This window comes from Cellulosimicrobium sp. 4261 (assembly GCF_040546915.1).
Taxonomy (GTDB): domain Bacteria; phylum Actinomycetota; class Actinomycetes; order Actinomycetales; family Cellulomonadaceae; genus Cellulosimicrobium; species Cellulosimicrobium cinnabarinum.
Window position 1 is genome coordinate 20,470 of sequence record NZ_JBEPOQ010000019.1, and the last position, 23,834, is coordinate 44,303.

At 75.4% G+C, this 23,834-nt stretch carries 20 protein-coding genes; 3 read left to right on the plus strand and 17 right to left on the minus strand.

Translation table 11 applies throughout. The features are described from left to right. Positions 1-48: 48 nt before the first annotated feature. From smc to ABIE39_RS17300, 13 genes are all read right to left on the minus strand, one after another. Complete coding sequence (gene smc / locus ABIE39_RS17240; RefSeq protein WP_354052758.1) at positions 49-3,603, minus strand: chromosome segregation protein SMC; 3,555 nt, start codon at positions 3,601-3,603, stop codon at positions 49-51. 135 nt (positions 3,604-3,738) lie between these two features. Beyond that, complete coding sequence (gene ndk, locus ABIE39_RS17245) at positions 3,739-4,191, minus strand: nucleoside-diphosphate kinase (protein WP_074809971.1); 453 nt, start codon at positions 4,189-4,191, stop codon at positions 3,739-3,741. 78 nt (positions 4,192-4,269) lie between these two features. Next, positions 4,270-4,764 carry a DUF4233 domain-containing protein gene (locus ABIE39_RS17250; protein WP_342779604.1) on the minus strand — a complete coding sequence of 165 codons (495 nt, stop codon included), beginning with the start codon at positions 4,762-4,764 and terminating at the stop codon, positions 4,270-4,272. A gap of 4 nt (positions 4,765-4,768) precedes the next feature. Further along, on the minus strand, positions 4,769-6,487 hold the full coding sequence (locus ABIE39_RS17255; RefSeq protein WP_175009614.1) for a DHA2 family efflux MFS transporter permease subunit: 1,719 nt from the start codon (positions 6,485-6,487) through the stop codon (positions 4,769-4,771). A 134-nt stretch (positions 6,488-6,621) separates the two neighbouring features. Next, positions 6,622-7,320 (minus strand): TetR family transcriptional regulator, encoded by a 699-nt coding sequence (locus ABIE39_RS17260; protein WP_175009615.1) that lies wholly within the window; start codon positions 7,318-7,320, stop codon positions 6,622-6,624. A gap of 65 nt (positions 7,321-7,385) precedes the next feature. Then, positions 7,386-8,123, minus strand: coding sequence for a dihydroxyacetone kinase phosphoryl donor subunit DhaM (dhaM, locus tag ABIE39_RS17265; RefSeq protein ID WP_354052761.1), 738 nt, complete (start codon positions 8,121-8,123; stop codon positions 7,386-7,388). Continuing rightward, positions 8,120-8,764: a dihydroxyacetone kinase subunit DhaL gene (dhaL, locus tag ABIE39_RS17270; protein WP_061269007.1), complete on the minus strand. Its 645-nt coding sequence runs from the start codon at positions 8,762-8,764 to the stop codon at positions 8,120-8,122. The genes dhaM and dhaL overlap by 4 nt, the downstream gene beginning before the upstream one ends. Before the next feature lie 69 nt (positions 8,765-8,833). Continuing rightward, positions 8,834-9,829: a dihydroxyacetone kinase subunit DhaK gene (gene dhaK / locus ABIE39_RS17275; RefSeq protein ID WP_175009618.1), complete on the minus strand. Its 996-nt coding sequence runs from the start codon at positions 9,827-9,829 to the stop codon at positions 8,834-8,836. A 144-nt stretch (positions 9,830-9,973) separates the two neighbouring features. Next, positions 9,974-11,395: a glutamate ligase domain-containing protein gene (locus ABIE39_RS17280; RefSeq protein ID WP_175009619.1), complete on the minus strand. Its 1,422-nt coding sequence runs from the start codon at positions 11,393-11,395 to the stop codon at positions 9,974-9,976. After that, a complete protein-coding gene (gene ileS, locus ABIE39_RS17285) occupies positions 11,392-14,844 on the minus strand; it encodes an isoleucine--tRNA ligase (RefSeq protein WP_354052795.1) in 3,453 nt (1,150 codons plus the stop codon). The genes ABIE39_RS17280 and ileS overlap by 4 nt, the downstream gene beginning before the upstream one ends. Positions 14,845-15,089: 245 nt before the next feature. Beyond that, the gene (locus tag ABIE39_RS17290) at positions 15,090-15,341 is read right to left on the minus strand and encodes a hypothetical protein (protein ID WP_137280294.1); all 252 of its coding nucleotides are present in this window, start codon (positions 15,339-15,341) and stop codon (positions 15,090-15,092) included. A gap of 356 nt (positions 15,342-15,697) precedes the next feature. Beyond that, on the minus strand, positions 15,698-17,266 hold the full coding sequence (locus ABIE39_RS17295) for a molybdopterin-dependent oxidoreductase (protein ID WP_354052764.1): 1,569 nt from the start codon (positions 17,264-17,266) through the stop codon (positions 15,698-15,700). An 88-nt stretch (positions 17,267-17,354) separates the two neighbouring features. Then, positions 17,355-18,194: an SDR family oxidoreductase gene (locus ABIE39_RS17300; protein ID WP_354052766.1), complete on the minus strand. Its 840-nt coding sequence runs from the start codon at positions 18,192-18,194 to the stop codon at positions 17,355-17,357. A 195-nt stretch (positions 18,195-18,389) separates the two neighbouring features. Here ABIE39_RS17300 and ABIE39_RS17305 point away from each other — a divergent pair, with 195 nt between their 5' ends. From ABIE39_RS17305 to ABIE39_RS17315, 3 genes are read left to right on the plus strand one after another with little or no spacing between them, the layout of a single operon-like run. Beyond that, a complete protein-coding gene (locus ABIE39_RS17305; RefSeq protein WP_209827553.1) occupies positions 18,390-19,445 on the plus strand; it encodes a putative F420-0 ABC transporter substrate-binding protein in 1,056 nt (351 codons plus the stop codon). Continuing rightward, positions 19,442-20,536: a putative F420-0 ABC transporter permease subunit gene (locus tag ABIE39_RS17310; protein ID WP_186810471.1), complete on the plus strand. Its 1,095-nt coding sequence runs from the start codon at positions 19,442-19,444 to the stop codon at positions 20,534-20,536. The genes ABIE39_RS17305 and ABIE39_RS17310 overlap by 4 nt, the downstream gene beginning before the upstream one ends. Before the next feature lie 14 nt (positions 20,537-20,550). Further along, positions 20,551-21,354, plus strand: a complete 804-nt coding sequence (locus ABIE39_RS17315) for a putative F420-0 ABC transporter ATP-binding protein (RefSeq protein WP_502914891.1) — start codon at positions 20,551-20,553, stop codon at positions 21,352-21,354. A gap of 7 nt (positions 21,355-21,361) precedes the next feature. Here the strand turns inward: ABIE39_RS17315 and ABIE39_RS17320 are convergent, their stop codons facing one another. The 4 genes from ABIE39_RS17320 to ABIE39_RS17335 form a co-directional block, all read right to left on the minus strand. After that, a complete protein-coding gene (locus ABIE39_RS17320) occupies positions 21,362-21,787 on the minus strand; it encodes a TIGR03667 family PPOX class F420-dependent oxidoreductase (protein ID WP_354052769.1) in 426 nt (141 codons plus the stop codon). Between the two features lie 2 nt (positions 21,788-21,789). After that, on the minus strand, positions 21,790-22,233 hold the full coding sequence (locus tag ABIE39_RS17325; RefSeq protein WP_354052771.1) for a CoA-binding protein: 444 nt from the start codon (positions 22,231-22,233) through the stop codon (positions 21,790-21,792). Positions 22,234-22,299: 66 nt separating this feature from the next. Then, positions 22,300-22,767: an anthrone oxygenase family protein gene (locus ABIE39_RS17330; protein ID WP_354052773.1), complete on the minus strand. Its 468-nt coding sequence runs from the start codon at positions 22,765-22,767 to the stop codon at positions 22,300-22,302. Beyond that, positions 22,764-23,702, minus strand: coding sequence for a Rossmann-fold NAD(P)-binding domain-containing protein (locus tag ABIE39_RS17335; protein ID WP_354052775.1), 939 nt, complete (start codon positions 23,700-23,702; stop codon positions 22,764-22,766). Before ABIE39_RS17335 ends, ABIE39_RS17330 begins: the two co-directional genes overlap by 4 nt. Positions 23,703-23,834 lie beyond the last annotated feature (132 nt).

Here is a 23,834-nt window from a genome sequence, read left to right on the forward strand (position 1 = left end):
GGAGGTTCCGCCCAGGTCCGGACGAGGCGGACGGACTGCCCGCGACGGTCAGGCGAGGACCCCCTCGCGGGCCTCGGACATGCGCTGGCTGATCACCGTCGTGACGCCGTCGCCGCGCATCGTCACCCCGTAGAGCGCGTCGGCGATCTCCATGGTGCGCTTCTGGTGCGTGATGACGATGAGCTGCGAGTCCTCCTGGAGCTCGCGGAAGATCTCGAGCAGACGGCCGAGGTTCACGTCGTCCAGGGCGGCCTCGACCTCGTCCATGACGTAGAACGGCGAGGGCCGGGCCTTGAAGATCGCGACGAGGAGCGCGACGGCCGTGAGCGAGCGCTCGCCACCCGACAGCAGCGACAGTCGCTTGACCTTCTTCCCCGCGGGCCGGGCCTCGACCTCGATGCCGGTGGTCAGCATGTCGTCCGGGTCGGTGAGCACCAGTCGGCCCTCGCCGCCCGGGAACATGCGCGCGAACACGCGCTCGAACTGCTCGGCGGTGTCGCGGTACGCGTCCGAGAACACCCGCTCGACGCGCTCGTCGATCTCCTTGACGATCTCCAGCAGGTCGGCGCGCGACTTCTTGAGGTCGGCCAGCTGGTCGGCGAGGAACTTGTGCCGCTCCTCCAGCGCGGCGAACTCCTCCAGCGCGAGCGGGTTCACCTTGCCGAGCCGGCCGAGGTCGCGCTCCGCGGCGCGCAGCCGCTTCTCCTGCTGGGCCCGGTCGTACGGGACGGTGCGCGGCTCGTCGTCGTCGGAGGGGACGGGGACCTCGCGGTGCGGGCCGAGCTCCTCGACCAGGACGGCCGGGTCGAGCCCGAGCTCGTCGACGCTGCGCGCCTGGAGCTGCTCGATGCGCAGCTGCTGCTGCGCGCGCGCCACCTCGTCGCGGTGCGCGACGTCGGTCAGCTCCCGCAGGCGCGACGCCAGGTCGTCGACCTCGCGGCGCGCAGCCGTCACCGCGGTGTCACGCTCGGCCCGTGCCGCCTCCGCCGCGTCCCGCTCCGCGCCCGCCCGGGCCAGGGACCGGTCGATCGCCGCGAGGGCGAGCGTCGCGCCGTCGCGCACCGCGGACGCGCGCCCCGCCTGCCGCACCCGCGCCGCCTCGCGCCGGGCGGCCCGCTCGCGCGCGTCGCGCTCCGCGGCAGCCGCCCGCGCGAGCGACTGCGCCCGGCCGGCCACCGCGCGCGAGCGCTCCTCGCTGGTGCGCAGGGCGAGCCGCGCCTCGGTCTCGGCCGTGCGCGCGGCCGAGGCGCGCGCGAGAAGACGGTCGCGCTCGGCGCTCGCCTCCGCCACCGCGTCCTCGGACTGCTCGGGCGCCGCCTCCGCGACCTCGAGCCGCTCGACGAGCCCCGCGAGCGTCTCGCGCGCGTCGTCGAGGCCCTGGGACGCCCGCTCCAGCGACGCGCGCACGCGCTCCGCCTCCGCGGCGGCCGAGCGCGCCGTCGCCCCCAGGTGCCCGAGCTGCTCCGCGACCGCGGCGAGCTGCGCGTCGGACTCGTTGAGCCGGTCGAGCGTGTCCTCGTACCGGGCGCGCGCCTCCTGCGCCGCCTCGCGCGCGCCCACGAGGGCGAACCGGGCGCGCTCGGCGCGGGCCGTCGCGTCGGCGTGCGCGGTGCGCGCCTCGTCGAGCGCCGACTGCAGGTGCAGCACGCTCGGCGCCGACGCCGATCCGCCCCACGCGCGCGTCGTCGCGAGGAGGTCCCCGCCCCGCGTCACGACGGCGATGCCCGGGTGCCGCGCCACGAGCGCGCGCGCCTGGCCCAGGTCGTCGACGACGGCCACGCCCGCGAGCAGCGACCGCACCGCCTCGCCGACTCCCCCGGCGGCGGTGACGACGTCGACGGCCCAGCGCGCGCCGTCGGGCAGGTCGACGGCGGCGGGGCCGGGTCCGGTCTCCCCGGTCGCCACGACGAGGCCCGCGCGCCCGGCGTCCTCGGTGCGCAGGTATCGCAGCGCGTCGACCGCGGCGTCGACCGACTCGACCGCGACCGCGTCGGCGGCCGGGCCCAGGGCCGCGGCGACCGCGTCCTCGTAGCCCGTCTCGACGCCGAGCAGGGCGGCGAGCGACCCCACGACGCCGACACCGTCCGTCGCGAGGAGCGCCCCCGCGCCGTCCTTGCGGTCGAGGCTCAGCTCGAGCGCCTCGATGCGCGCGCTCCACGTCGCGCGCTCCTGGTCCGCGGCGGACGCGTCCGCCTCCAGGCCCCTCACGGCGGCGGTCGTGCGCTCGACCGCGTCCGCCGCCGCCTCGTGCTCGGCGTCCAGGCCCTCCTCGCCCTCCTCGGCGCCGACCACCTGGGTCTCGAGCACCGCGAACTCGGTGCGCGCCTGCGTGCCCCGGTGCTCGGCCTCCGCGAGCGACTCGCGCAGCCGCCCGATCTCGGCCTCCGCGGCCTCGACGCGCGTGCGCTGCGCCGCGACCTGCCCCGCGAGCCGCGCGAGACCCTCGCGGCGGTCCGCGGCACCGCGCAGCAGCGTCGCGACGGCTCGCTCGGCCTCGCCCGCGGCCTGCTCGGCGTCCTCCCGGTCGGTGACCGCGGCGGCGAGCGCGTCCCGCGCGCGGGCGACCTCCGCCTCGAGCTCGGCCTCCGTCGCGCGCACGCGCTCCGCCTGCGCCTCGAGCTCGTCCGGGTCCTGCCCGCGGGGCGCCGCCTCGGGGCGCCCGAGGAGGCGCACGCGCTCCTCGGCGAGCGTGCGCGTGCCGCGCAGCCGCTCACGCAGCGACGACAGCCGGAACCAGACGTCGGTCGCGGCCCCGAGCGCGGGCGCGGCCTCCGCGGCCTCGCGCTCGAGCCGCCCGAGCGTGTCGCGCGCCGTCGCGAGCGCGCGCTCGACGTCCGCCTGCTGCGCGCGCAGGGCCGCCTCGTCGGCGATCTCCTGCTCGAGCGTCGCGGTGAGCTGGGCGAGGTCGTCGGCGAGCAGGCGGGCCCGCGCGTCGCGCAGGTCGGCCTGGATCGTGGCGGCCTTGCGCGCGATCTCCGCCTGCCGCCCCAGCGGGCCGAGCTGGCGCCGGATCTCCGTGGTGAGGTCCGCGAGCCGCGTGAGGTTGGCCTGCATCGCGTCGAGCTTGCGGAGCGCCTTCTCCTTGCGCTTGCGGTGCTTGAGGACGCCCGCGGCCTCCTCGACGAAGCCGCGGCGGTCCTCGGGCGTCGCGCGCAGGACGGCGTCGAGCTGCCCCTGCCCGACGATCACGTGCATCTCGCGGCCGAGGCCCGAGTCGGAGAGGAGGTCCTGGATGTCGAGCAGGCGGCACGCGCTCCCGTTGATCGCGTACTCGGACCCGCCGCTGCGGAACAGCGTGCGGGAGATCGTCACCTCGGTGTAGTCGATCGGCAGGGCGCCGTCGGTGTTGTCGATCGTCAGGGACACCTCGGCGCGCCCGAGCGGGGGCCGGCCGGACGTCCCGGCGAAGATGACGTCCTCCATCTTGCCGCCGCGCAGAGTCTTCGCGCCCTGCTCCCCCATCACCCACGCGAGCGCGTCGACCACGTTCGACTTGCCCGACCCGTTCGGCCCGACGACGCACGTCACGCCGGGCTCGAAGCTCAGCGTCGTCGCGGACGCGAACGACTTGAAGCCGCGCAGCGTCAGGGTCTTGAGGTGCACGGACCCGAGCCTAGTGCGGTGCTCCCACGATCCTGCGGACGTCCGGGACCGGTCGTGGCGGACCGCGGTCACCGCTGCCGGGACGCGAACGCCCCGCCCCGGAGGACCGGGACGGGGCGGGAGCGGAGGTGCGGGTCAGCCGAGCTCGGGGAACCAGAGCGCGATCTCGCGCGCGGCGGACTCGGGCGAGTCCGACCCGTGCACGAGGTTCTGCTGGACCTTGAGGCCCCAGTCGCGGCCGAGGTCGCCGCGGATCGTGCCGGGCAGCGCCTCGGTCGGGTTGGTCGCGCCGGCGAGCGAGCGGAAGCCGGGGATGACGCCCTGGCCCTCGGCCACGACCGCGAGGACCTTGCCCGAGAGCATGAAGTCGACGAGCGGCTGGAAGAACGGCTTGCCCTCGTGCTCGGCGTAGTGGGCGGCGAGCAGCTCGGGCGTCGCGTCGAGCAGGCGCACGGCGGTGAGCGTGTAGCCCTTGGCCTCGACGCGCCGGAGGATCTCGCCGGACAGGCCGCGGCGGACGCCGTCGGGCTTGACGAGGATGAGGGTGCGCTCGATGGTCTCGGTCAGTGCGGGTGCGACGTCGGTCATGGTCGCCGAGCCTACCGGCCGCCGGGACGTGGGCCGCGCCCGGCGGGCGGCCGCCCGGCCGCGTGCGCGCCGTGCGGGTCAGCCGGCGTTGGGCGCGGTCTCGGGGTGCTCGGCGTCGTAGGCCGCGCGCTCGCGGTCGATGCGCCCGCCGAGGCGGATCGAGACGATCCACAGGACGACGAAGAGGCCGCCCACGAGGAACATCATCGGCACGACCAGCCCGAGCGCGAGCACGGGCACCTGGACCACGGACCCGGCGACGTACCCGCCGGGGGTCCCCACCGTGCGCGACAGCACGACGAGCACGACGGCGAGCACCCCGCCCACGACCCAGATCGACGACGCGGAGGGCAGCTCGAGCGGGCCGCGCGAGTACGGGACGTCGCGCAGGCCGTAGGCCACGAGCGTCGCGAACACGACGAGGAACGCCTCCAGCAGGAGCGTGGTCGACGCGAACTGGACCTTCGCGGGCTTCTTGGGCTTGATGCGGTCGCCCGGGGACGGGCGCACCGGGCCCGCCGCGCGGCCGTGGCGGGACGGCTGCGCGGCGGGCTGCGACGGCGAGGTGCTCACCCGGTCAGGATACCGGCGCGTCGTCACGCTCCCGGCTGCCGGGGCGCTCGTCGTCCGGTCCCCCACCGCCCGCGGGCACGACGACCGCGGCGCCCTCGGCGTCGCCCGTCGCGGGGGCGTCCTCACGCAGGTCGCCGTGGTCGGCGACGGCCTCGCCGCGCGCGACCATCCCGGCGACGTCGGAGAGCTTGACCTCGCGCAGGAACAGCGCGAGCACGAACCCGACGAGGACGAGCGGGACCAGGTACCAGAACGCGGGGGCGAGCGCGTCGGTGAACGCGTCGACGACGCCCGTGTGGATCGGCTCGGGGAGCTGCTGGACCATCTCGGGCGTGAGCGACGAACCCTCGGCGCCGGCCGGGGCACCCCCCGGCACGCCCCCGAAGACCCCCTCGAGGTTGTCGGCGAGCCGCGACGTGAAGATGGTGCTGAACAGCGCCGTCCCGACGGCCGCGCCGATCTCGCGGAAGAAGTTGTTCGCGCTCGTGGCGGTCCCGATCTCGTGCGGGTCGACCGAGTTCTGCACGGCGAGCACGATCGTCTGCATGACGAGGCCCATGCCGGCGCCCATGACGAAGATCATCGCGCCGAAGAGCCACATCGACATGTCGCCCGTGATCCGCGTGAGCCAGACCATCCCGGCCGCGGTGATCGCGAGACCGACCACGGGGTAGATCTTGTACCGCCCGGTCTTCGTGATCGCGACACCGGACCCGATCGCCGTGATCATGACGCCGACCATCATCGGGAGCATGAGGAACCCGGACTCGGTGACCCCCGCGCCCGTGGACATCTGGAGGAACGTCGGCAGGAACGCGAGCGCCGAGAACATGCCCATGCCGAGCACGAGGCCGATGAGCGTCGCGATGGTGAAGGTCCGGTTCTTGAACAGGTGCAGCGGGAGCAGCGGCTCCTCGGCGCGGTTCTCGACGAGGACGAACGCGGCGACCGACACCACGACGGCCGCGACGAGGCCGAGCAGCCACGGGTCGGACCAGTCGTAGCCCGACGACGTCGTGAGCGACTCCCAGCTCGTCACCAGGACGATGCCGGACGTCGCGACGACGAGGAAGAAGATGCCCGCGACGTCGATCTTGCGGCCCGCGCGGTGCGACGGGAGCTTGAGCGCGACCCAGGCCACCACGAACGCGGCGACGCCGATGGGGACGTTGATCCAGAAGGCCCAGCGCCAGCCCGGGCCCTCGGTGAACCAGCCGCCCAGGAGCGGGCCGATGACCGCGGCGATGCCGAAGAGCGCGCCCATGGGGCCCATGTACTTGCCGCGGTCCTTGGCGGGCACGATGTCGGCGATGATCGCCTGCGACAGGATCATCAGGCCGCCGCCGCCGAGGCCCTGCACACCGCGCCAGGCGACGAGCTCCGGGAACGACTGCGCGAACCCGGCACCGGCCGACGCGACCGTGAAGAGGCCGATCGCGACGAGGAACGGCCAGCGGCGGCCCCAGAGGTCGCCGAACTTGCCGTAGAGCGGCATGACGATGGCGATCGCCAGGATGTAGGCGGTGATGACCCAGCCCTGGTGCTCGACGCCGTGGAGCTCGCCGACGATCGTCGGCATCGCCGTGCCGACGATGGACTGGTCGAGCGAGGACAGGAACATCGACGCCATGAGCGCGCCGAAGATCACCCACACGGTGCGCGGGGTGAGCACGACGAGCGGCTTGCCGCCGTCGACGGGTGGTGCTGCGGTGGAGGAGGCCATGAGGATCCGGTTCGGTCGGGACGGACGGGCGCACGCCGACGGGCGCGGCCCGTCGTCGGGTGGGGGCTGGTGAGGTGCGGGAGGTCGGGTGGGAGACCCGAGCGGTGGTGTCCCCGGGCGGGGCGAGGAGGCGGTCAGGTGCCCGCGGGATCGGGGGCGCGCGTGTCGTGGAGCAGCGCGCGGAGCTGGTCGACGACGCCGGCCAGGTGGTCCACCGGCTCGTCCTCGCAGCCCTGCTGCTGCCACTCGACCGTGCTCGCCCGCAGGAGGCTCATGACGACGAGCGCCAGGAGCTCGGGGTCGGGGACGAACGGGCGGACCGCGCGTCGTGCGACGAACATCTCGACGAGCTCGGCGCGGTGGCCCTCGACCCACGCGACGTGGCGGGCGACGAGGTGCGGCTCGCGCTGCACGAGCTCGAGCGTGCGCGCCATGCGCTGCGGGGTGACGACCTCGTGCGCGAGCACGTCGGCCACGACGACCTCGAGGTCGTCGAGGAGCGCGCCCGTCGGACCGCCCGCGACGAAGGCCGCGACGACCTCCGGGCGGACCGAGAAGTCCTCGAGGCCGAGCACGGCGTCGTCCTTGGCGGGGAAGTAGTTGAAGAACGTGCGCGGCGAGACGCCGACGGCCGCGCAGATGTCCTCGACCGTCACGGCGTCGAGGCCGCGCTCGAGGACGAGGGTCTGCGCGGCGTCGACGAGAGCCTCGCGACGCGCGCGCTTCTTGCGCTCCCGGAGCCCGCCGGACGACGGCGCGAGGCACGCCGCGGCCCGCTCGGCCACCGAGGGGCGAGCGGGCACGTCAGGCGGGGTCGTCGGCACGAGGACCATTCTTGCATCCTCTGCAATTTTGCATCAACTGCAACATCGGGTGACGGAGGTCACACCGCACCGGGTCAGACCTCGCCGAACCCGCCCTCCACGGCCTCGACGACCGCGCGCACGGCGTCCGCGGCCTGCGGCCCCTCCCCCGTGACCGTCAGCTCCTGCCCCCCGGTCGCGCCGAGCTTCATGAGCTCGAGGACGCTCGCCCCGTTGACGCCGTCGATCGCGACGCTCGCGTCGAACCCCGCGACCAGGCGGGCGAGCACGGCGGCGGGCCGGGCGTGCAGGCCGAGCGGGTTGCGCAGCGTCACGACGGCGCGGGCCTCCCCCGCCGGTACGGTGCCGTCCGCCGCGGGCTCCTCCCCGGCCTCCGGCGCGGCGGCGGGGACGGCGAACGTGCCGCCCGCGTGCTCCGCGGACGCGAGGACCTCCGCGACGTCGCCGCCGCCGTGCGCGGTGACGGCCGCCGCGACGGCACCCTCGACGAACGGCGCGTCCGCGAGCAGCACCCGGCCGTCGAAGCCGTCCTCCAGGTCCAGCACGGACTCGACCGTCATCACGGCCGACCCCAGGTCCGCGAGCACGACGACGCCGTCCGCGACGCGCAGCGCCTCCTCGATCGCCCCGGAGACGCGGTCGTAGCTCGTGCCCAGACCGCCGTCGTCCGTCCCGCCCGCCGCGAGCAGCAGGACCCCGGGGGCCATCTGCGCGGACAGCTCGACGGCCCCCTGCGCGAGGCGCTGCGAGTGCGAGACGAGGACGAGCGCGACCCGGGCCCGGGTGCCGACCGGTCCGGCCACGCCGCTCACGCCGCCGCCGCGTCGCGCGCGGCCTCGAGCAGGATCGCGGTCGACGTCGCACCCGGGTCCTGGTGGCCCGCGCTGCGCTCGCCGAGGTAGCTCGCCCGGCCCTTCGTCGCCACGAGCGGCACGGTCGCCTCGGCACCCTCGCGCGCGGCCCGGGCGGCGGCCGCGAGGACGTCGGCCGTCGAGCCGCCCGCGTCGGCCGCGGCCTCCGCCGCGTCGACCGCGGGCTGCCAGGCGTCGACCATGGTCTTCTCGCCGACCTGCGCCTTGCCGCGCGCGGAGATGCCCTCGAGCGCTCCCTCGAGCAGCGCGACGACGCCGTGCGCGTCGAGCTCCGCGAGACCGGTCACCTTCGCGGCGCGCAGGTACGCGGTGCCGTAGAGCGGGCCCGAGGCGCCGCCGACGGACGACATGAGCGTCGTGGCCACGAGCTTGAGCACGTCGCCGATCTGACCGGGCGGCTGCTCCCCGGCGGCCGCCCCGTCGAGCTTGGCGACCACCGCGCGGAAACCCCGGTCGAGGTTCTCGCCGTGGTCGCCGTCACCGATCTGGCGGTCCAGCTCCGTCAGCTCGTCCCGTGCCGCCGCGATCCGCTCCGCGCTCAGCCGGGTCCATCGCTCGGCCCAGGCCACGTCCAGCGTCATGCCCCACCTCTCCTCGCCGTCGAGCCGGCGGTGCGCCGGCTCCCGGAGACTGCACGAAAGGGCACCCGCTCACCAGCGCAGCGCGGCCGTGTGGACGGGAGCGTCCCACAGGGCGGTGAGCTCGTCGTCCAGGCGCAGCACGGTGACCGACGCACCCTGCATCTCCAGCGACGTGACGTAGTTGCCGACGAGCGAGCGCGTCACGCGTACGCCGCGCCCTTCGAGCAGCCTCCTCGCCTGACGATAGACGACGTACAGCTCGGACAGCGGGGTACCGCCCATTCCGTTAACGAACAGCAACACGTCCTCGCCGTGGGCGAGGCCCAGGTCGTCCGCCACGGGGTCGACCAGCCGCTGCGTGATCTCGTCCGCCGACGCGAGCGGGATCCGGTGCCGCCCGGGCTCGCCGTGGATCCCGATGCCGATCTCCACCTCGTCGTCGGCGAGGTCGAAGCTCGGCCGGCCCACGTGCGGCACCGTGCACGCGGTGAGCGCGACGCCCATCGAGCGCACGTTCGCCACGACGCGCCCCGCGATCTCCGTCACGGTGCCGAGGTCGTCGCCGCGCTCGGCCGCCGCGCCCGCGATCTTCTCGACCGCGACCGTCCCGGCGACGCCGCGCCGTCCCGCGGTGTAGAGCGAGTCCTCGACCGCGACGTCGTCGTTGACGAGGATGCTCGTGACCTGCGTGCCCTCCGCCTCGACGAGCTCGACCGCAGTCTCGAAGTTCAGCACGTCGCCCGTGTAGTTCTTGACGATCGCGAGCACGCCGGCGCCCGAGTCGGCCCCGAGGATCGCCGGCACGATCTGGTCGGGCGTCGGCGAGGTGAACACCGCGCCCGGGACCGCGGCGTCGAGCATGCCCGGGCCGACGAAGCCCGCGTGCAGCGGCTCGTGGCCCGAGCCGCCGCCCGAGACCAGCCCGACCTTGCCGGCCACCGCGCCGCCGGCGCGCGACACGTACGGGGGCGCGAGGTGCACCTGCACGAGGTCGGCGTGCGCCTGGCCGAAGCCCTCGAGGGACTCCGTCACCGCGTCCTGGGGATCGTTGAGCAGCTTCTTCACCGGTCATCCCTCCATCGGTCCGTGCGCCCGGTGCTCCGGGCGCCCACAGCCCCCGCGACGTCGGCTGGCCGCGCCCGGCGCGCCCGCCGCCGTCGTCGCCTCCATCAAACACCCGGCCGCCGCGCGCCGCGCGGCGGCCGGGCGTCAGCCGCGACCGAGCAGGACGCGCGCGTCGGCCACCGTCACGACCGAGCCCGTGACCAGGACGCCCGTGCCCGTGCCGACGCCCACGGCGTCGTCGCGCTCGACGAGGTCGACCGCCACCTGGAGCGCCTCGTCGAGGCGCTCGGTGCTGTGCACGCGGTCCTCGCCGAAGACGTCGGCGGCGAGCTCGGCGAGCTCCGTCGGGTCGGCCGAGCGCTCCGAGCTGTTGCGCGTCACGACGATCTCCGCGAGCACCGGCTCGAGCGCCGCGAGGAGCGGCTCGGCGTCCTTGTCGGCCATGATCGCGACGACGCCGACGAGGTGGCGCAGGTCGAACGCCTCGCCGAGCGCCGTCGCGAGCGCCTCGGCCCCCGCGGCGTTGTGCGCCGCGTCGACGAGGACGGTCGGGCTGGACCGCACGACCTCGAGCCGGCCGGGCGACGTGACGTCCGCGAAGGCCGCCTCGACGAGCGGGCCGTCGAGCGCCCGGCCGCCGAGGAACGCCTCCACCGCGCCGAGCGCGAGCAGCGCGTTGTGCGCCTGGTGCTCGCCGTGCAGCGGGAGGAACACCTCGGTGTAGAGCGCCGCGGGCGTGCGCAGGTCGAGGAGCTGGCCGCCGACCGCGACCTGGCGCGCGGCCACGTCGAGGTCGACGCCCTCGCGCAGCAGGCGCGCGCCGACGCGCTCCGCCCGGGCGCGGAGCACCTCCTCGACCTCGGGGCGCTGCGCCGCCGAGACGACGGTCGCGCCCTCCTTGACGATGCCCGACTTGACCGTCGCGATCTCCTCGAGCGTGCTCCCGAGCCACCGCTCGTGGTCGAGCGCGACGGGCGTCACGACGGCGACCTCCGCGTCGACCACGTTGGTCGAGTCCCACTCGCCGCCCATGCCGACCTCGACGATCGCGACGTCGACGGGCGTGTCCGCGAACGCGGCGAACGCCACGGCCGTGAGGACCTCGAAGAAGCTGAGCTGCGACTGCCCGGTCTCCGCGAGCTCCGCGTCGACCACCTGCACGTACGGGTAGACGTCCTCCCACACCTCGACGAACCGGCGCGGCGAGAGCGGCTCGCCGTCGACGACGATCCGCTCGGTGACGCTCGTCAGGTGCGGGCTCGTGAACAGGCCGGTGCGCAGGCCGTGCTCGCGCACGAGGCGCTCCGCGACGCGCGCGGTGCTCGTCTTGCCGTTGGTCCCGGTGAGGTGGATCGTCCGGAACGCGTGCTGCGGGTCCCCCAGCAGCTCGAACAGACGCCGGACGCGGTCGATCGTCGGGTCGAAGTCGTGCTCGGGAGCACGCGACACGATGTGCTGGTAGACGCGTTCCAGGTCCGCCTGGGCGGCGGCGTCCTCCGCGGCCGCACGGGCGTCCTTCGTGCTCTGCCGGCGTGCGGCGCCGGGGTCCTTGCGCGCGGCGCTCACAGGATCACCGCCGTGTCCGGAACGGTGCCGTCGGCCTTCTCGACGCGCACGGACCGCACGTCGGTCGGCGACGTCTCGACGACGACCTCGACCGCGAGCGTCTCGCGCGCGACGAGGTCGCGGTGCTCCTCGACCGCCGCGAGCCACTCGCCCGGCACGTCGAGCCAGAGCCGGATGCGGTCCGCGACGTCGAGCCCGGCGGCCTTGCGGGCGTCCTGCACGTCGCGGATGACGTCGCGCGCGTACCCCTCGGCGAGCAGCGCGTCGTCGAGCGCGAGGTCGAGGACGGCGAACCCGCCGCTCGCGAGCACCGCGGCGGCGACGCTCGGCGCCTCGCCCGCAGCGACGCCGCGGTCGGCGACCACCGTCGTCAGCTCGTACTCCGCCGGCAGGAGCGCGATGTCGCCGTCGTCCGTCGTCACGACGACCTCCCCGGCGTCGTCCACGCGCCACGCGCCGGCCTTCGCGGCCTTGATGACGGCCTGGACGCCGCGGCCCAGGCGCGGGCCCGCGGCGCGCGCGTTGACCGCGAGGCGCTGCGTGATGCCGAAGCGCTCCGCGGCGTCCGAGTCGGTCGACTCGAGCTCGACGGCCTTGACGTTGAGCTCGCGCGCCAGCAGGTCCGTGTAGGGCGCGAGCGCCTCCGGGTCGTCCACGACGACCGTGAGCCGCGCGAGCGGCTGGCGCACCCGGAGCTGGTGCGCCTTGCGCAGGCCGAGCGCGGCCGACGCGACGGCGCGCACCTCGTCCATCGCGGCGACGAGCGCCGGGTCGGCGACGAGGGACGCGTCCGGGACGTGCCGCACGGCCCCGGCGGACGAGCCGTCCTCGCCGACGAGCCGCTCCCCGACCTCCTCGGTGGACGCCGGCCAGTCGGTGAGGTGCACCGAGCGCCCGCCGGTCAGGCCGCGCCACACCTCCTCCGCGAGCAGCGGGGCGAGCGGCGCCATGACGCGCGTGAGCGTCTCGAGCGCCGTGTACAGCGTGTCGAACGCGTCCGCGTCCTCGGACCAGAACCGGTCGCGCTGGGTGCGCACGTACCAGTTCGTCAGGACGTCGAGGTGCTCGCGCACGGTCTCGCACGCGCCCGCGATGTCGTACGCGTCGAGCTGCCCGGTCACGCGCACCACGAGGTCGTGGGTGCGCGCGAGCAGGTAGCGGTCGAGCGCCGGGAGCCCGGCCACGCGCTCGGGCGCCACGCGCTGCGCGACGTACCCGCCGCCGTCGGGCACCGCGCCGCCGCTCCGGGCCTGCGCCTTCGACGTGTTGGCGTACAGCGTGAAGAAGTAGTACGTGCTCCACAGCGGCAGCAGCACCTGGCGCACCGCGTCGCGGATCCCGTCCTCGGTGACGACGAGGTTGCCGCCGCGCAGGATCGGCGAGCTCATGAGGAACCAGCGCATCGCGTCGGAGCCGTCGCGGTCGAAGACCTCGTTGACGTCCGGGTAGTTGCGCAGCGACTTGCTCATCTTGCGGCCGTCGGAGCCCAGCACGATGCCGTGCGAGACGGCCGAGCGGAACGCCGGGCGGTCGAACAGCGCGGTCGCGAGGACGTGCAGCGTGTAGAACCAGCCGCGCGTCTGGCCGATGTACTCGACGATGAAGTCGCCGGGGTTGTGGTGCTCGAACCAGTCGGTGTTCTCGAACGGGTAGTGCACCTGCGCGTAGGGCATCGACCCCGAGTCGAACCAGACGTCCATGACGTCCTCGACGCGGCGCATGGTCGAGCGGCCCGTCGGGTCGTCCGGGTTCGGCCGCGTGAGACGGTCGACGAACGGGCGGTGCAGGTCCGGCTCGCCCTTCTCGTTGCGCGGGAGCGTGCCGAAGTCGCGCTCGAGCTCGGCGAACGAGCCGTACACGTCGACGCGCGGGTGCTGCGGGTCGTCCGAGCGCCACACCGGCACCGGGCTGCCCCAGAACCGGTTGCGCGTGATCGACCAGTCGCGCGCGTTCTCCAGCCACTTGCCGAACTGGCCGTGCTGGATGTGCTCGGGCGTCCAGGAGATCTGCTCGTTGAGCTCGACCATGCGGTCCTTGAACTTCGACACCGCGACGAACCACGACGACACGCCCATGTAGATGAGCGGCTGCCGGCAGCGCCAGCAGTGCGGGTAGGAGTGCGCGTACGACTCGCGACGCAGCAGCACCGTGCCCGGGCTCGTGGCACCGAGGGCCATGTCCGGCGCCGCCTCCCCCTGCGCGGCCGCGGCGTCGTGCCGCGTCCGACCCTTGAGGTGGTCGATGATGAGCGCGTTCGCGTCGAAGACCTGGAGGCTCTCGTAGTCGACGACGGGGAACACGAACTTGCCGTCGGACGCGACCGGCAGCACCGGCTCGACGCCCTCGCGGTCCGAGACGACCTTGTCCTCCTCGCCGAACGCGCCGGCGTTGTGCACGAGCCCGGTGCCGTCCGTGGTCGTGACGAAGTCCGCCTCGACGACGCGGTGCGCGCCGGCGTGCCCGGCGAAGTAGGAGAACGGCGGCGTGTACGACCGCCCGACGAGGTCGGCACCCGTGAGCCGCTCCACGACCTGCGTCGTCACGTCCTCGACGCCCTCGTCGGCGAGCTCGCGCGCGTACGCGCCGAGGCGCTCCGCCGCGATGACGTAGCGCTCCTTCACGCCCGTGAACGACGACTCCACGACGACGTACTCGACGTCGGGCCCGACCATGACGAACAGGTTGGACGGCAGCGTCCAGGGCGTCGTGGTCCAGATGAGCGCGAGCTCGCCCGTCTCGAGCCGGAAGCCGACGGTCACCGCGGGGTCCTGGCGGACCTGGTACACGTCCTCGTCCATGCGCAGCTCGTGGTTGGACAACGGCGTCTGGTCGTTCCAGCAGTAGGGCAGCACGCGGAAGCCCTCGTAGACGAGGCCCTTGTCGTAGAGCTGCTTGAACGCCCACAGGACCGACTCCATGAACGTCGGGTCGAGCGTCTTGTAGTCGTGCTCGAAGTCGACCCAGCGCGCCTGGCGGGTCACGTAGTCCTGCCACTCGCTCGTGTACTTGAGCACCGACGCGCGGCACGCGTCGTTGAACCGCTCGATCCCCAGCTCGAGGATCTCCTCCTTGGTCTTGATCCCCAGCTGGTCCATCGCCTCGAGCTCGGCGGGCAGGCCGTGCGTGTCCCAGCCGAAGCGACGCTCGACGTGCTTGCCGCGCATCGTCTGGTAGCGCGGCACGACGTCCTTCGCGTAGCCCGTGAGCAGGTGCCCGTAGTGGGGCAGGCCGTTGGCGAACGGCGGGCCGTCGTAGAAGACGAACTCGTTGCTGCCGTTCTCCCCGGCGGGGTTGCGCTCAACCGAGGCACGGAACGTGTCGTCCGCCTCCCAGTAGGCGAGGACCTCGCGCTCGATCGCGGGCAGGTCCGGGGAGGCGGGGACGCCGAACGCGGCTCCGGGGTGCGCGTCGGCGGCGGACGAGGGTGCGCGGTGCAGCGGATAGGCCATGGTCTCGAGGGCTCCGGTGAGGTAGCGGTCGGCGGGGTGTCCGCCCTGGTGGTACGGGTCGGTCGTGCTCTCCTGCGAGGACGACTCCCCCACCTGGGGCGGGCTCGCCGCGGTACCACCTCGCTTGCCGGCGCCGTGCCCGCGGGTGCCCGACGGCGTCGGGCACCACGGGCGGTCGCCGACCGCTCGTCGCAGGCTGTGACGGGCCCACCCGTCCGGGTCTAGTGAGGACCTGCCGCGGGCCGTCAGGCCTGCCCCGCGGCGCGGGTCCCGTTCTTCCGGAGGCTCGCCGGTGATGGCCGGGTCGACGCCTGTGCCTCCATGGTAGCCGCCGCCCGGCGGCGCGCGGTGTAGGCGTCGATGTCGCGCGCGACGAGCCACTCGAGCGTGAGCGGCGGCCCGGCGGCGGCCGACGGGGCGGGAGCGGCGGGGAGGGCGGGCGCCGACGACGGCACCGTGGTCGGGCGGTAGCGGGGGAAGTGCGGGGGAACGTACATGGTGGTCTCGCGTCCTGTGCTCGGCTGGCGTCCGTGGGTGCAGACCCGGTCGTGGCGTCGGACTCATCGCTGAGCCGTGGCGCGGGACCGGCGACCGTCACGCCCCGTCGCAGGGAGGGAGGGGCGGGAGGCTGCTCGCGGACACCAGGTCGAGGCTGCGCAGGGCGCCGCGAGCCCTCAACAACAGGTGGCGGAGACGACCCGCGGGCGCGCGAGGACGAGCGTGCTGCTCGTGGGGCGCGCGGGGGTCACGAGCACATGGTGCCAGCGCGTCCGCGGCGGGACAACCTCCGGTCCACCACCCGGACCCGGAGGCGCTCCGTCGTGCCGTGCGCCCGGCCCTTCGCCCGGGCCGCTCACCGCACGCGGACGGCGACCTCGTGCCAGCCCGACGCGCCGTCGGGCGCGGGCGGGGCGACGTCGGCCGTCTGGGTGCGCCCGTCGGCGTCCGTGGCGCGGACCGTCAGCCGGTGCTCCCCCGGCGTCGCGTCCCACGCGTACGACCACTGCCGCCACGTGTCCGGGCCGACGGTGGCGGCGAGCATCGCGGCGCGCCACGGGCCGTCGTCCACGCGCACCTCGACGCCCTCGACGCCCGTGTGCTGGGCCCACGCCACGCCCGCGACGACGACGTCCCCCGCGTCCACGGCCGCACCGTCGCGCGGCGTGTCGACGCGCGACGCGAGCTTGATCGGCCCGCGCTCCGACCACCCGCGCGTGGACCAGTAGGCGACGTCGTCGGCGAACGTCGTGACCGTGAGCTCGGTGACCCACTTCGTCGCGGACACGTAGCCGTACAGCCCGGGCACGACGAGCCGGGCGGGGAAGCCGTGCTCGGCCGGCAGCGCCTCGCCGTTCATCCCGACGGCGAGGAGGCTCGCCCGGTCGGGGTCGGTGAGGGCGTCGAGCGGCGTGCTCGCCGTCCACCCGTCGGCGCTCGTGGAGAGCACCATGTCGGCGCCGTCCTGCACTCCGGCGCGCGCGAGCAGCTCGCGGACCGGGTACCCGAGCCACCGCGCGTTGCCCACGAGGTCCCCGCCGACCTCGTTGGACACGCACGTGAGCGTGAGGTCGTGCTCGACGAGCGGGAGCGCGAGCAGCTCGTCGAGCGTGATCTCGAACGGGTCGTCGACGAGCCCCGAGACGCGCAGCGTCCACGACGCCGGGTCGACCTGCGGCACGCGCAGCGCCGTGTCGATGCGGTAGAAGTCCGCGTTCGGGGTGACGTACGGCGCGAGCCCCGGGACGCGCAGGTCCGCCCCGGCGGGCACGGCGGGGGCCGGGGTCGCGGGGGCGGGCAGCCGCAGCGCGTCGCGCGCGGCCGTCACCGCACGCGAGCCGGCGGACACCGCGCGCGACGTCGCGAGCGCGACGACGCCCGCCGCCGCGGCGAGTCCCGTGACGAGGAGGAAGCGGCGGCGGTCGAGGCCGTCGGGCGTCGTCGCCGCGTCGTCGGAGCCGGAGGGCGCGGCCGGGCCGCGCAGCGTCCGGAGCGTCGCGCGCAGCAGCAGCACGGCGACCCCCACGCCGACCAGGCTGGGCAGCGCCCAGGCCGCGTCCCCGCCCGGCCGGGTGGCGGCGACGACCGCCCCGACCGCCCCGACGGCGGCGAGGAGCAGCGTGCCGGACGGCGGACGGCGGAGCTCGAGCCAGCCGCTGAGGGCCGCGCCCGCGGCGAGCACGACGCCTATGACCCCGAGCAGCACCGCCTTGTCCGCGGTGCCGAAGGTCGCCACGGCCCAGTCCTTGAGCGGCCCCGGCACCGCGTCGACGACGCCCGCCCCGGCGGCGAACAGCGGGCTCGACCCGGGCGCGACCACCGCGGCGACGAGCTCGGCGACGGCGAACCCGACGGCCGCCGCGACGACGCCCGCGAGCGCCGCCCGTCCGCCCGCGTGCCCGGCTGCCTGCCGCTGCCCCGTCATGCGCGTCCTCCCGTGGTCCAGTAGACGCCGGGCCGGCCCCGGGCGCCATCGTCGGTTCGGAGCGGCGCCGCTCCCGGACGGGTCGGGGTCAGCGGGCGGGCGCGTCGGCGTCGGGCACGGGCTCCACGCCCTTCGGGACGAGCGGCGCGCGCCACAGGGAGTACGTGGAGGCCTGCGCGACGGGCCGCAGGATCAGCGAGTCGATGTTCACGTGGTGCGGGCGCGTGACGGCGAACGTCACGACGTCCGCGACGTCGTCGGCGGTGAGCGGGTCCACGACGCCCGCGTAGACGGCGTCGGCCCCGGCCTGGTCGCCGTGGTAGCGGTTGAGCGAGAACTCGGGCGTGTGCACGAGGCCGGGCGCGATCTCGATGACCCGGATCGGCTCGCCCACGAGCTCGAGGCGGAGCGTCTTCGCGACGCCGAGCAGCGCGTGCTTGGACGCGACGTAGCCGGAGCCGCCGACGTACGTGTCGTGGCCCGCGGTCGACGTCATGAGCACGATGTCGCCGCGGCGCGACGCGCGCAGGAGCGGGAGGAACGCCTGGGTCACGCGCACGGTGCCGAGCACGTTCGTCTCGTACATCGCGCGCCACTCGTCGATCTTCGCCTCGTCGACGGGGTCGACCCCGAGGCCGAAGCCCGCGATGTTGAGCAGCGCGTGCACGGTCCCGCGGGCGCCCGCCTCGGCGACGAGGCGCGCGACGTCGTCCTCGGAGGTCACGTCGCCCACCACGGGGTGGGCGCCCGTGCGCTCCGCGACCTCGGCGAGCCGGTCCGCGCGGCGCGCGAACGCGACGACGTCCCAGCCGCGGTCCCGCAGGAACCGCACGCACGCCTCCCCGATGCCCGACGACGCGCCGGTCACCACGGCGCGCAGGGGCGAGGTCGCAGGGGCGGGGGCGGGCGGGTTCGACGGCTCGGTCACGACGCACACTCTGTCACGGTCGCGTGTGTAGGCTGGACGACGGACCGCGAACCCCTCGATCGTTCGCCGGAGCGACCTCGTCCTTGGGTCGCGGGTCCGCCCGACGCGAGATGGCGCGTCCGACCTGGAGAGCCCGCGTCCCCGCCCGGGGACCGCCGTCCGGCTCTCTCCCCGCCTCGCCCCCGGAGCAGCTCCGTGCCCTCGCGCCTCACGCCGTCCCCTGCCCCTCGCCGACCCGTCCGCGCCGCCGTCGGCGCGGCGGCCCTCGCCCTCGCGCTCGCCGCCTGCTCGTCGGGCACGACGCCCGGAGGCGACCCGACCGGGGAGGGCGGCGCGACGTCGTCGGGCACGCCCGGGAGCACCACGTACCCGCTCACGCTCGACGACTGCGGGTTCGAGGTGACGTTCGACGCCGCGCCCGAGCGCGTCGTGACGATCAAGTCGAGCACCACGGAGATGCTGCTGGCGCTCGGGCTCGGCGACCGGATCGTCGCGAGCGCGTTCGCCGACGGGCCCGTGCCCGAGTCGCTGGCCGACGCCGCCGCGGACGTCCCCGCGGTCGCGGAGCCGCTCTCGGACCAGGTCCCGGGCGCGGAGGCGGTCCTGGAGACCGAGCCCGACCTCGTCTACGCCGGCTGGGAGTCCAACCTCACGGCCGACGGCGCGGGCGACCGCGAGACGCTCGCGCAGCTCGGCGTCGCGACCTACGTGTCCCCCGCCGCGTGCAAGGCGCCGGAGTACATGCCGGACCCGCTGACGTTCGACGACGTGTTCGCCGAGATCACCGAGGTCGGCACGATCTTCGACGCGCAGGACGCCGCGTCGGACCTCGTCGCGGAGCAGCGCGCGACGCTCGACGGCGTCGTCCGCGACGACCGCGGCCTGACCGCCCTGTGGTACTCGTCGGGCGACGACATCCCGTACGTCGGGGCGGGCATCGGCGCGCCGCAGATGATCCTCGACGCGGTCGGGCTCGAGAACGTCGCGGGCGACGTGCACGACACCTGGACGTCGTACGCGTGGGAGGAGGCGGTCGCCGCCGACCCGGACGTGCTCGTCCTCGTCGACGCCGCCTGGAACACCGCCGAGGCGAAGATCGAGCGGCTCGAGTCCAACCCGGCCACGGCCGAGATGACGGCCGTGCGCGAGGGCCGCTACCTGACGATCCCGTTCCCGGCGACCGAGGCGGGCGTGCGCAACGTCGACGCCGTCGTCGACCTCGCCGCGCAGCTGGAGGCGCTCGACCTGTGACGACCCTGCGCACCCGGCCCGCACCCGCCGCGGCCGACCGTCGCCCGGACCGCACCGGCCCGGCCGGTCGCGCGCGGCGCGGCGCGGCCTGGTGGGTGCCGGCCGGCGTCGTCGCGCTCGTCGCCACGGTGCTCGTCACGGTGACGATCGGGCCCGCCGACCTCGCCGTCGGCGAGGTGTGGCGCTCGGTCGCGACGCACCTCGGGCTCGGCGGGCTGCTGGGCCTGGAGCCGCTCGGCGCCCTGCAGGACGGCATGGTGTGGCAGCTGCGGCTCCCCCGCGTGCTCACCGCCGCGGCCGTGGGGGCCGGGCTCGCCGTGTGCGGCGTCGTCATGCAGTCGCTCACGCGCAACCCGCTCGCCGACCCCTACCTGCTCGGGCTGTCGTCCGGCGCGTCGCTCGGCGCGGTGCTCGTGCTCGTCGCGGGCTGGACGGTCCTGCTCCCGGTCGCGGCGTTCGGCGGCGCGGTGCTCGCGCTCGTCGCCGCGCTCGGGCTCGCGGGCGCGCTCGGGGCGCTCACGCCCACGCGGACCGTGCTCGCCGGGCTCGCGGTGAGCCAGCTCGCGGCGGCCGCGACGAGCTTCGTCATCTTCTGGTCGGCCACCGGCGACTCGTACCGCGAGATCCTGTCGTGGCTCATGGGTTCGGTCGCGGGCGCGACGTGGACCTCGGTCGCGGTCGCGGGCGGCGCGACGCTCGTGCTCGGGACGCTGCTCGCGTCGACCGGCTCGGTGCTCGACGCCTTCACGTTCGGCGACACCGCGGCCTCCGCGCTCGGGGTCGACGTCGCGCGCGTGCGCTGGACGCTCCTCGTGGGCGTCGCGCTGCTCACCGGCGCGCTCGTGTCCCAGTCGGGGTCCATCGGGTTCGTCGGCCTGATCCTGCCGCACGCGGTGCGGCTCCTCACCGGCGCCCGGCACCGGCTGCTCCTGCCGCTCTCGGCGCTCTTCGGCGCGACGTTCCTCGTCTGGGCCGACACGCTCGCGCGCACGGTCTTCGCGCCGCGCGAGCTGCCCGTCGGCATCGTCACCGCCGCGATCGGCGCCCCGGTGTTCGCGCTCCTGCTGTGGCGTGGCCGGAGGGTCGCGTGAGCGCCCCCGCGGTCGTGGGGACGGCCGGGCTCGACGCGGAGCGCGTGTCCTGGTCGGTCGACGGTCGCCTCATCCTCGACGGCGTCGACTGCACCGCGCCCGCGGGGTCGGTGAGCGGGCTGCTCGGCCCGAACGGCTCCGGGAAGTCCACGCTCCTGCGCGTGCTCGCGGGCGTCCGGCCGCCGTCGACGGACCCCGACCGGGACGGCGCCCGCGTGCGGTTCGACGACGCCGACCTGCTCGCGCTGCCGCGCCGGCAGCGGGCCCGGGTGCTCGCGCTCGTCGAGCAGGACGCGACGACCGACCTCCCGCTCTCCGTGCTCGACGCGGTGCTGCTCGGCCGCATCCCGCACCGCTCGCTCCTCACGGGCGACTCCGCGACCGACCGCGAGCTCGCCCGGGCGGCGCTCGCGCGCGTCGGGATGGCGGGGTTCGCGGACCGCGAGGTCGCGACGCTCTCCGGCGGCGAGCGCCAGCGCGTGCACCTCGCGCGCGCCCTCGCGCAGGAGCCCGCGCTCCTGCTGCTCGACGAGCCGACCAACCACCTCGACATCGCCGCGCAGCTCGACACGATGCGCGTGCTGCGCGACCTCGCCGACGACGGCGTCACCGTCCTCGCCGCGCTGCACGACCTCAACCTCGCGGCCCAGACGTGCGACCACGTCGTCGTGCTGGCGGACGGCCGGGTCGTCGCGGCGGGCGACGTGCACGACGTGCTCGTGCCGGACGTGCTGGACCCGGTCTACGGCGTGCGGTGCGAGGTGCTCACGCACCCGCGCACCGGCAGGCCGGTGCTGACGTTCGAGCCCCCGGTCTGAGGAACCCTCAGAAGCCGCGCAGTCGTTCGAGGCGCACGCGCAGCGTCACGGCGTAGTCGTCGTGGAAGCCGTCGGGCGTCGTGCCGAGGCCGCGGATGCCGTCGTCGTACTTCGCGTCGTACGCCGCGCGCTCCGCGGCCGAGAGACCGTCGTCGTCGACCGACGCCGTGCCGGTGAGCACCACGACGTCGCCGCCCGACGCCGTGCTGTTGAGGTGCACCGCGACGCGGGGGTTCGCGCGGACGTTGCGCAGCTTGGCCGTGCGCGGCTGGGACTTCACGACGATCTCGTCGGCACCGTCCCAGCGGAACCAGACCGGCGTCGGCTGCGGCGTGCCGTGCGGGTCCACGGTGGCGAGCCACACGACCTGCTCGTCGGCGAGCCGCGCCGCGGCGCGTGCGCCGAGGCGCGTCGCGGTGTCGACCGCCGGCACCGTCAGGCCTCCTCGGACGCGGCGAGGCGGGGCAGCTCGATCGCGGGGCAGCGGTCCATGACCATGTCGAGCCCGGCGTCGCGCACGCGCCGCGCGGCGTCCTCGTCGATCACGTCGAGCTGGAACCACACCGCCTTCGCGCCGATCGCGATCGCCTGGTCGGCGACGTCGCCCGCGAGCTCGGAACGCACGAACACGTCGACGACGTCGACGGGGAACGGGACGTCCGCGAGGCTCGCGTACCCCTGCTCGCCGTAGACGGTCTCCGCCGACGGGTGCACGGGCACGACGCGCTTGCCGTGCTGCTGCAGCACGCGCGCGACCCCGTAGGCCGCGCGCGCGGTGTTGTCGGACAGGCCGACGACGGCCCAGGTCTCGGTGCCCTCCAGGACCCGACGGACGGTGTCCTGCTCGTCGGCCGGCGCGGCCGCTGTGACGTCGCTCATGTCGTGCGCAACCGGGTCCCGCCCGCGGCTATTCCGGGCGGGACCCGAGGCCCGCATCCGGACACCTCAGACCAGCGCGAGGGCGAGCAGCGCGGTGGACGCCGCGCCGGCCACCGTCCGCACGTGGTTCCACGCGAGCCAGCGGGGCAGGAACGCCGCCCACACCGCCGCCAGGTCGCCCTCGCCTGCCGCGGCGTCCAGGCGCTCGTTGAGCGGGACGTTGCCCACGGCCGTCACGCCGAGGATCCCGACGAGCGCGACGACCGCGCCCGCGAGCGCCCACCCCGCCCCGGCCGCGCCGGTGACGAGCCCGACGACGGCCGCCGCCGCCGGGAGCAGGACGCTCGCCGCGAGCAGCAGCATCAGCGGCGGCCGGAGCGCGTCGCGGTTGATCGCGACCATCGCGGCGCCGCCCTCGCCCGGCGGGAGGCGGCGCAGCCCGCCCGTCACGAACGTCGAGAACGCGAAGAGCACGCCGCCCGCGAGCCCCGTCGCGACGGCGGCCGCGACGACGAGCGCCGCGAACGCGGTCACGGCGTCGTCTCCGCCGTGCGGGTGCCGGCGCTGCTGCCCGAGTCCCACGCGTCTGCCTCCCGCGCCGCGAACTCGCGGAAGTCCCGCGGCTCGCGGCCGAGCGCCGCGCGGACGCCGTCGGTCACGGGGGTCCCGCGCCCGTCGAGCACCTCGGTGAAGAGGTACCGCATGAGGTCGACGACGTCGTCGGGCAGCCCGGCCGCGGCGAGGCCCGCGACGAACGCGTCCATGCCGACGGGCTCGTAGCGGACGTCGCGCCCGCTCGCGGCGGCGATCTCCGCGACCGCCGCGCGGAACGTCAGCGCGCGCGGCCCGGTGAGCTCGAGGACGCGGCCCGCGAGGGCGTCGCCCGTGAGGGCCGCGACCGCGACGTCGGCGACGTCCTCGAGGTCGACGAACGGTTCCGCGACCTGGTCGACCGGGAGGGCGAGGACGCCGTCGAGCACGGGCTCGAGAAGGAAGCTCTCGCTGAAGTTCTGGTCGAAGAACGCGCACCGCACGACCGTGCGCGCCGGGAACGCCGCGCCGACGAGCTCCTCCGCGCGCTGCGCCTCCTCCTCGCCGCGCCCGGAGAGCAGCACGAGGCGGTGCACGCCGGCGTCGTGCGCGCGCGCCGCGAGCCGGGCCACGGTCTCCGGCGCGCCGGGCACCGCGAGGTCGGGCGCGTACGCGACGTACACGGCCGCGGCGCCCGCGAGCGCAGGACCCCACGTCGTGTCGTCGTCCCAGTCGAAGCGCACGTCGCCGGAGCGTGACGCCCGACGCACAGGGACGCCGGCCGCGTCGAGCCGGTCGGCGACCCGGCGGCCGGTCTTGCCGGTCGCGCCGAGCACGAGCACGGTCCCGGACGCGGGTGCCGGTGCGGCGGAGGGCGCGGCCGCGCGGGCGGGAGCCAGGGTCGGGGTGGTGGCGGTGGGCGGGGTCGAGGCAGTCATGGTGTCTCCCGAGGTGCGGCGGCTGGAGCGGTACGGGTCCCACCCAACCCACCCACCGCGAGACGTTCCATGGCCGTCCGGCTCGCCCGCATACGCGATCGTCTCGTCGTGCGGGGTGAGCGGCGTACGCTG

Bases quoted from the DNA above. Each gene is read 5' to 3' on its own strand.
- ileS (WP_354052795.1), bottom strand. From the start codon at position 14,844: ATGGCCTATCCGCTGCACCGCGCACCCTCGTCCGCCGCCGACGCGCAC.
- ABIE39_RS17260 (WP_175009615.1), bottom strand. From the start codon at position 7,320: ATGGTCCTCGTGCCGACGACCCCGCCTGACGTGCCCGCTCGCCCCTCG.
- ABIE39_RS17295 (WP_354052764.1), bottom strand. From the start codon at position 17,266: ATGACGGGGCAGCGGCAGGCAGCCGGGCACGCGGGCGGACGGGCGGCG.
- ABIE39_RS17290 (WP_137280294.1), bottom strand. From the start codon at position 15,341: ATGTACGTTCCCCCGCACTTCCCCCGCTACCGCCCGACCACGGTGCCG.
- dhaL (WP_061269007.1), bottom strand. From the start codon at position 8,764: ATGACGCTGGACGTGGCCTGGGCCGAGCGATGGACCCGGCTGAGCGCG.
- ABIE39_RS17255 (WP_175009614.1), bottom strand. From the start codon at position 6,487: ATGGCCTCCTCCACCGCAGCACCACCCGTCGACGGCGGCAAGCCGCTC.
- ABIE39_RS17325 (WP_354052771.1), bottom strand. From the start codon at position 22,233: ATGAGCGACGTCACAGCGGCCGCGCCGGCCGACGAGCAGGACACCGTC.
- ndk (WP_074809971.1), bottom strand. From the start codon at position 4,191: ATGACCGACGTCGCACCCGCACTGACCGAGACCATCGAGCGCACCCTC.
- ABIE39_RS17335 (WP_354052775.1), bottom strand. From the start codon at position 23,702: ATGACTGCCTCGACCCCGCCCACCGCCACCACCCCGACCCTGGCTCCC.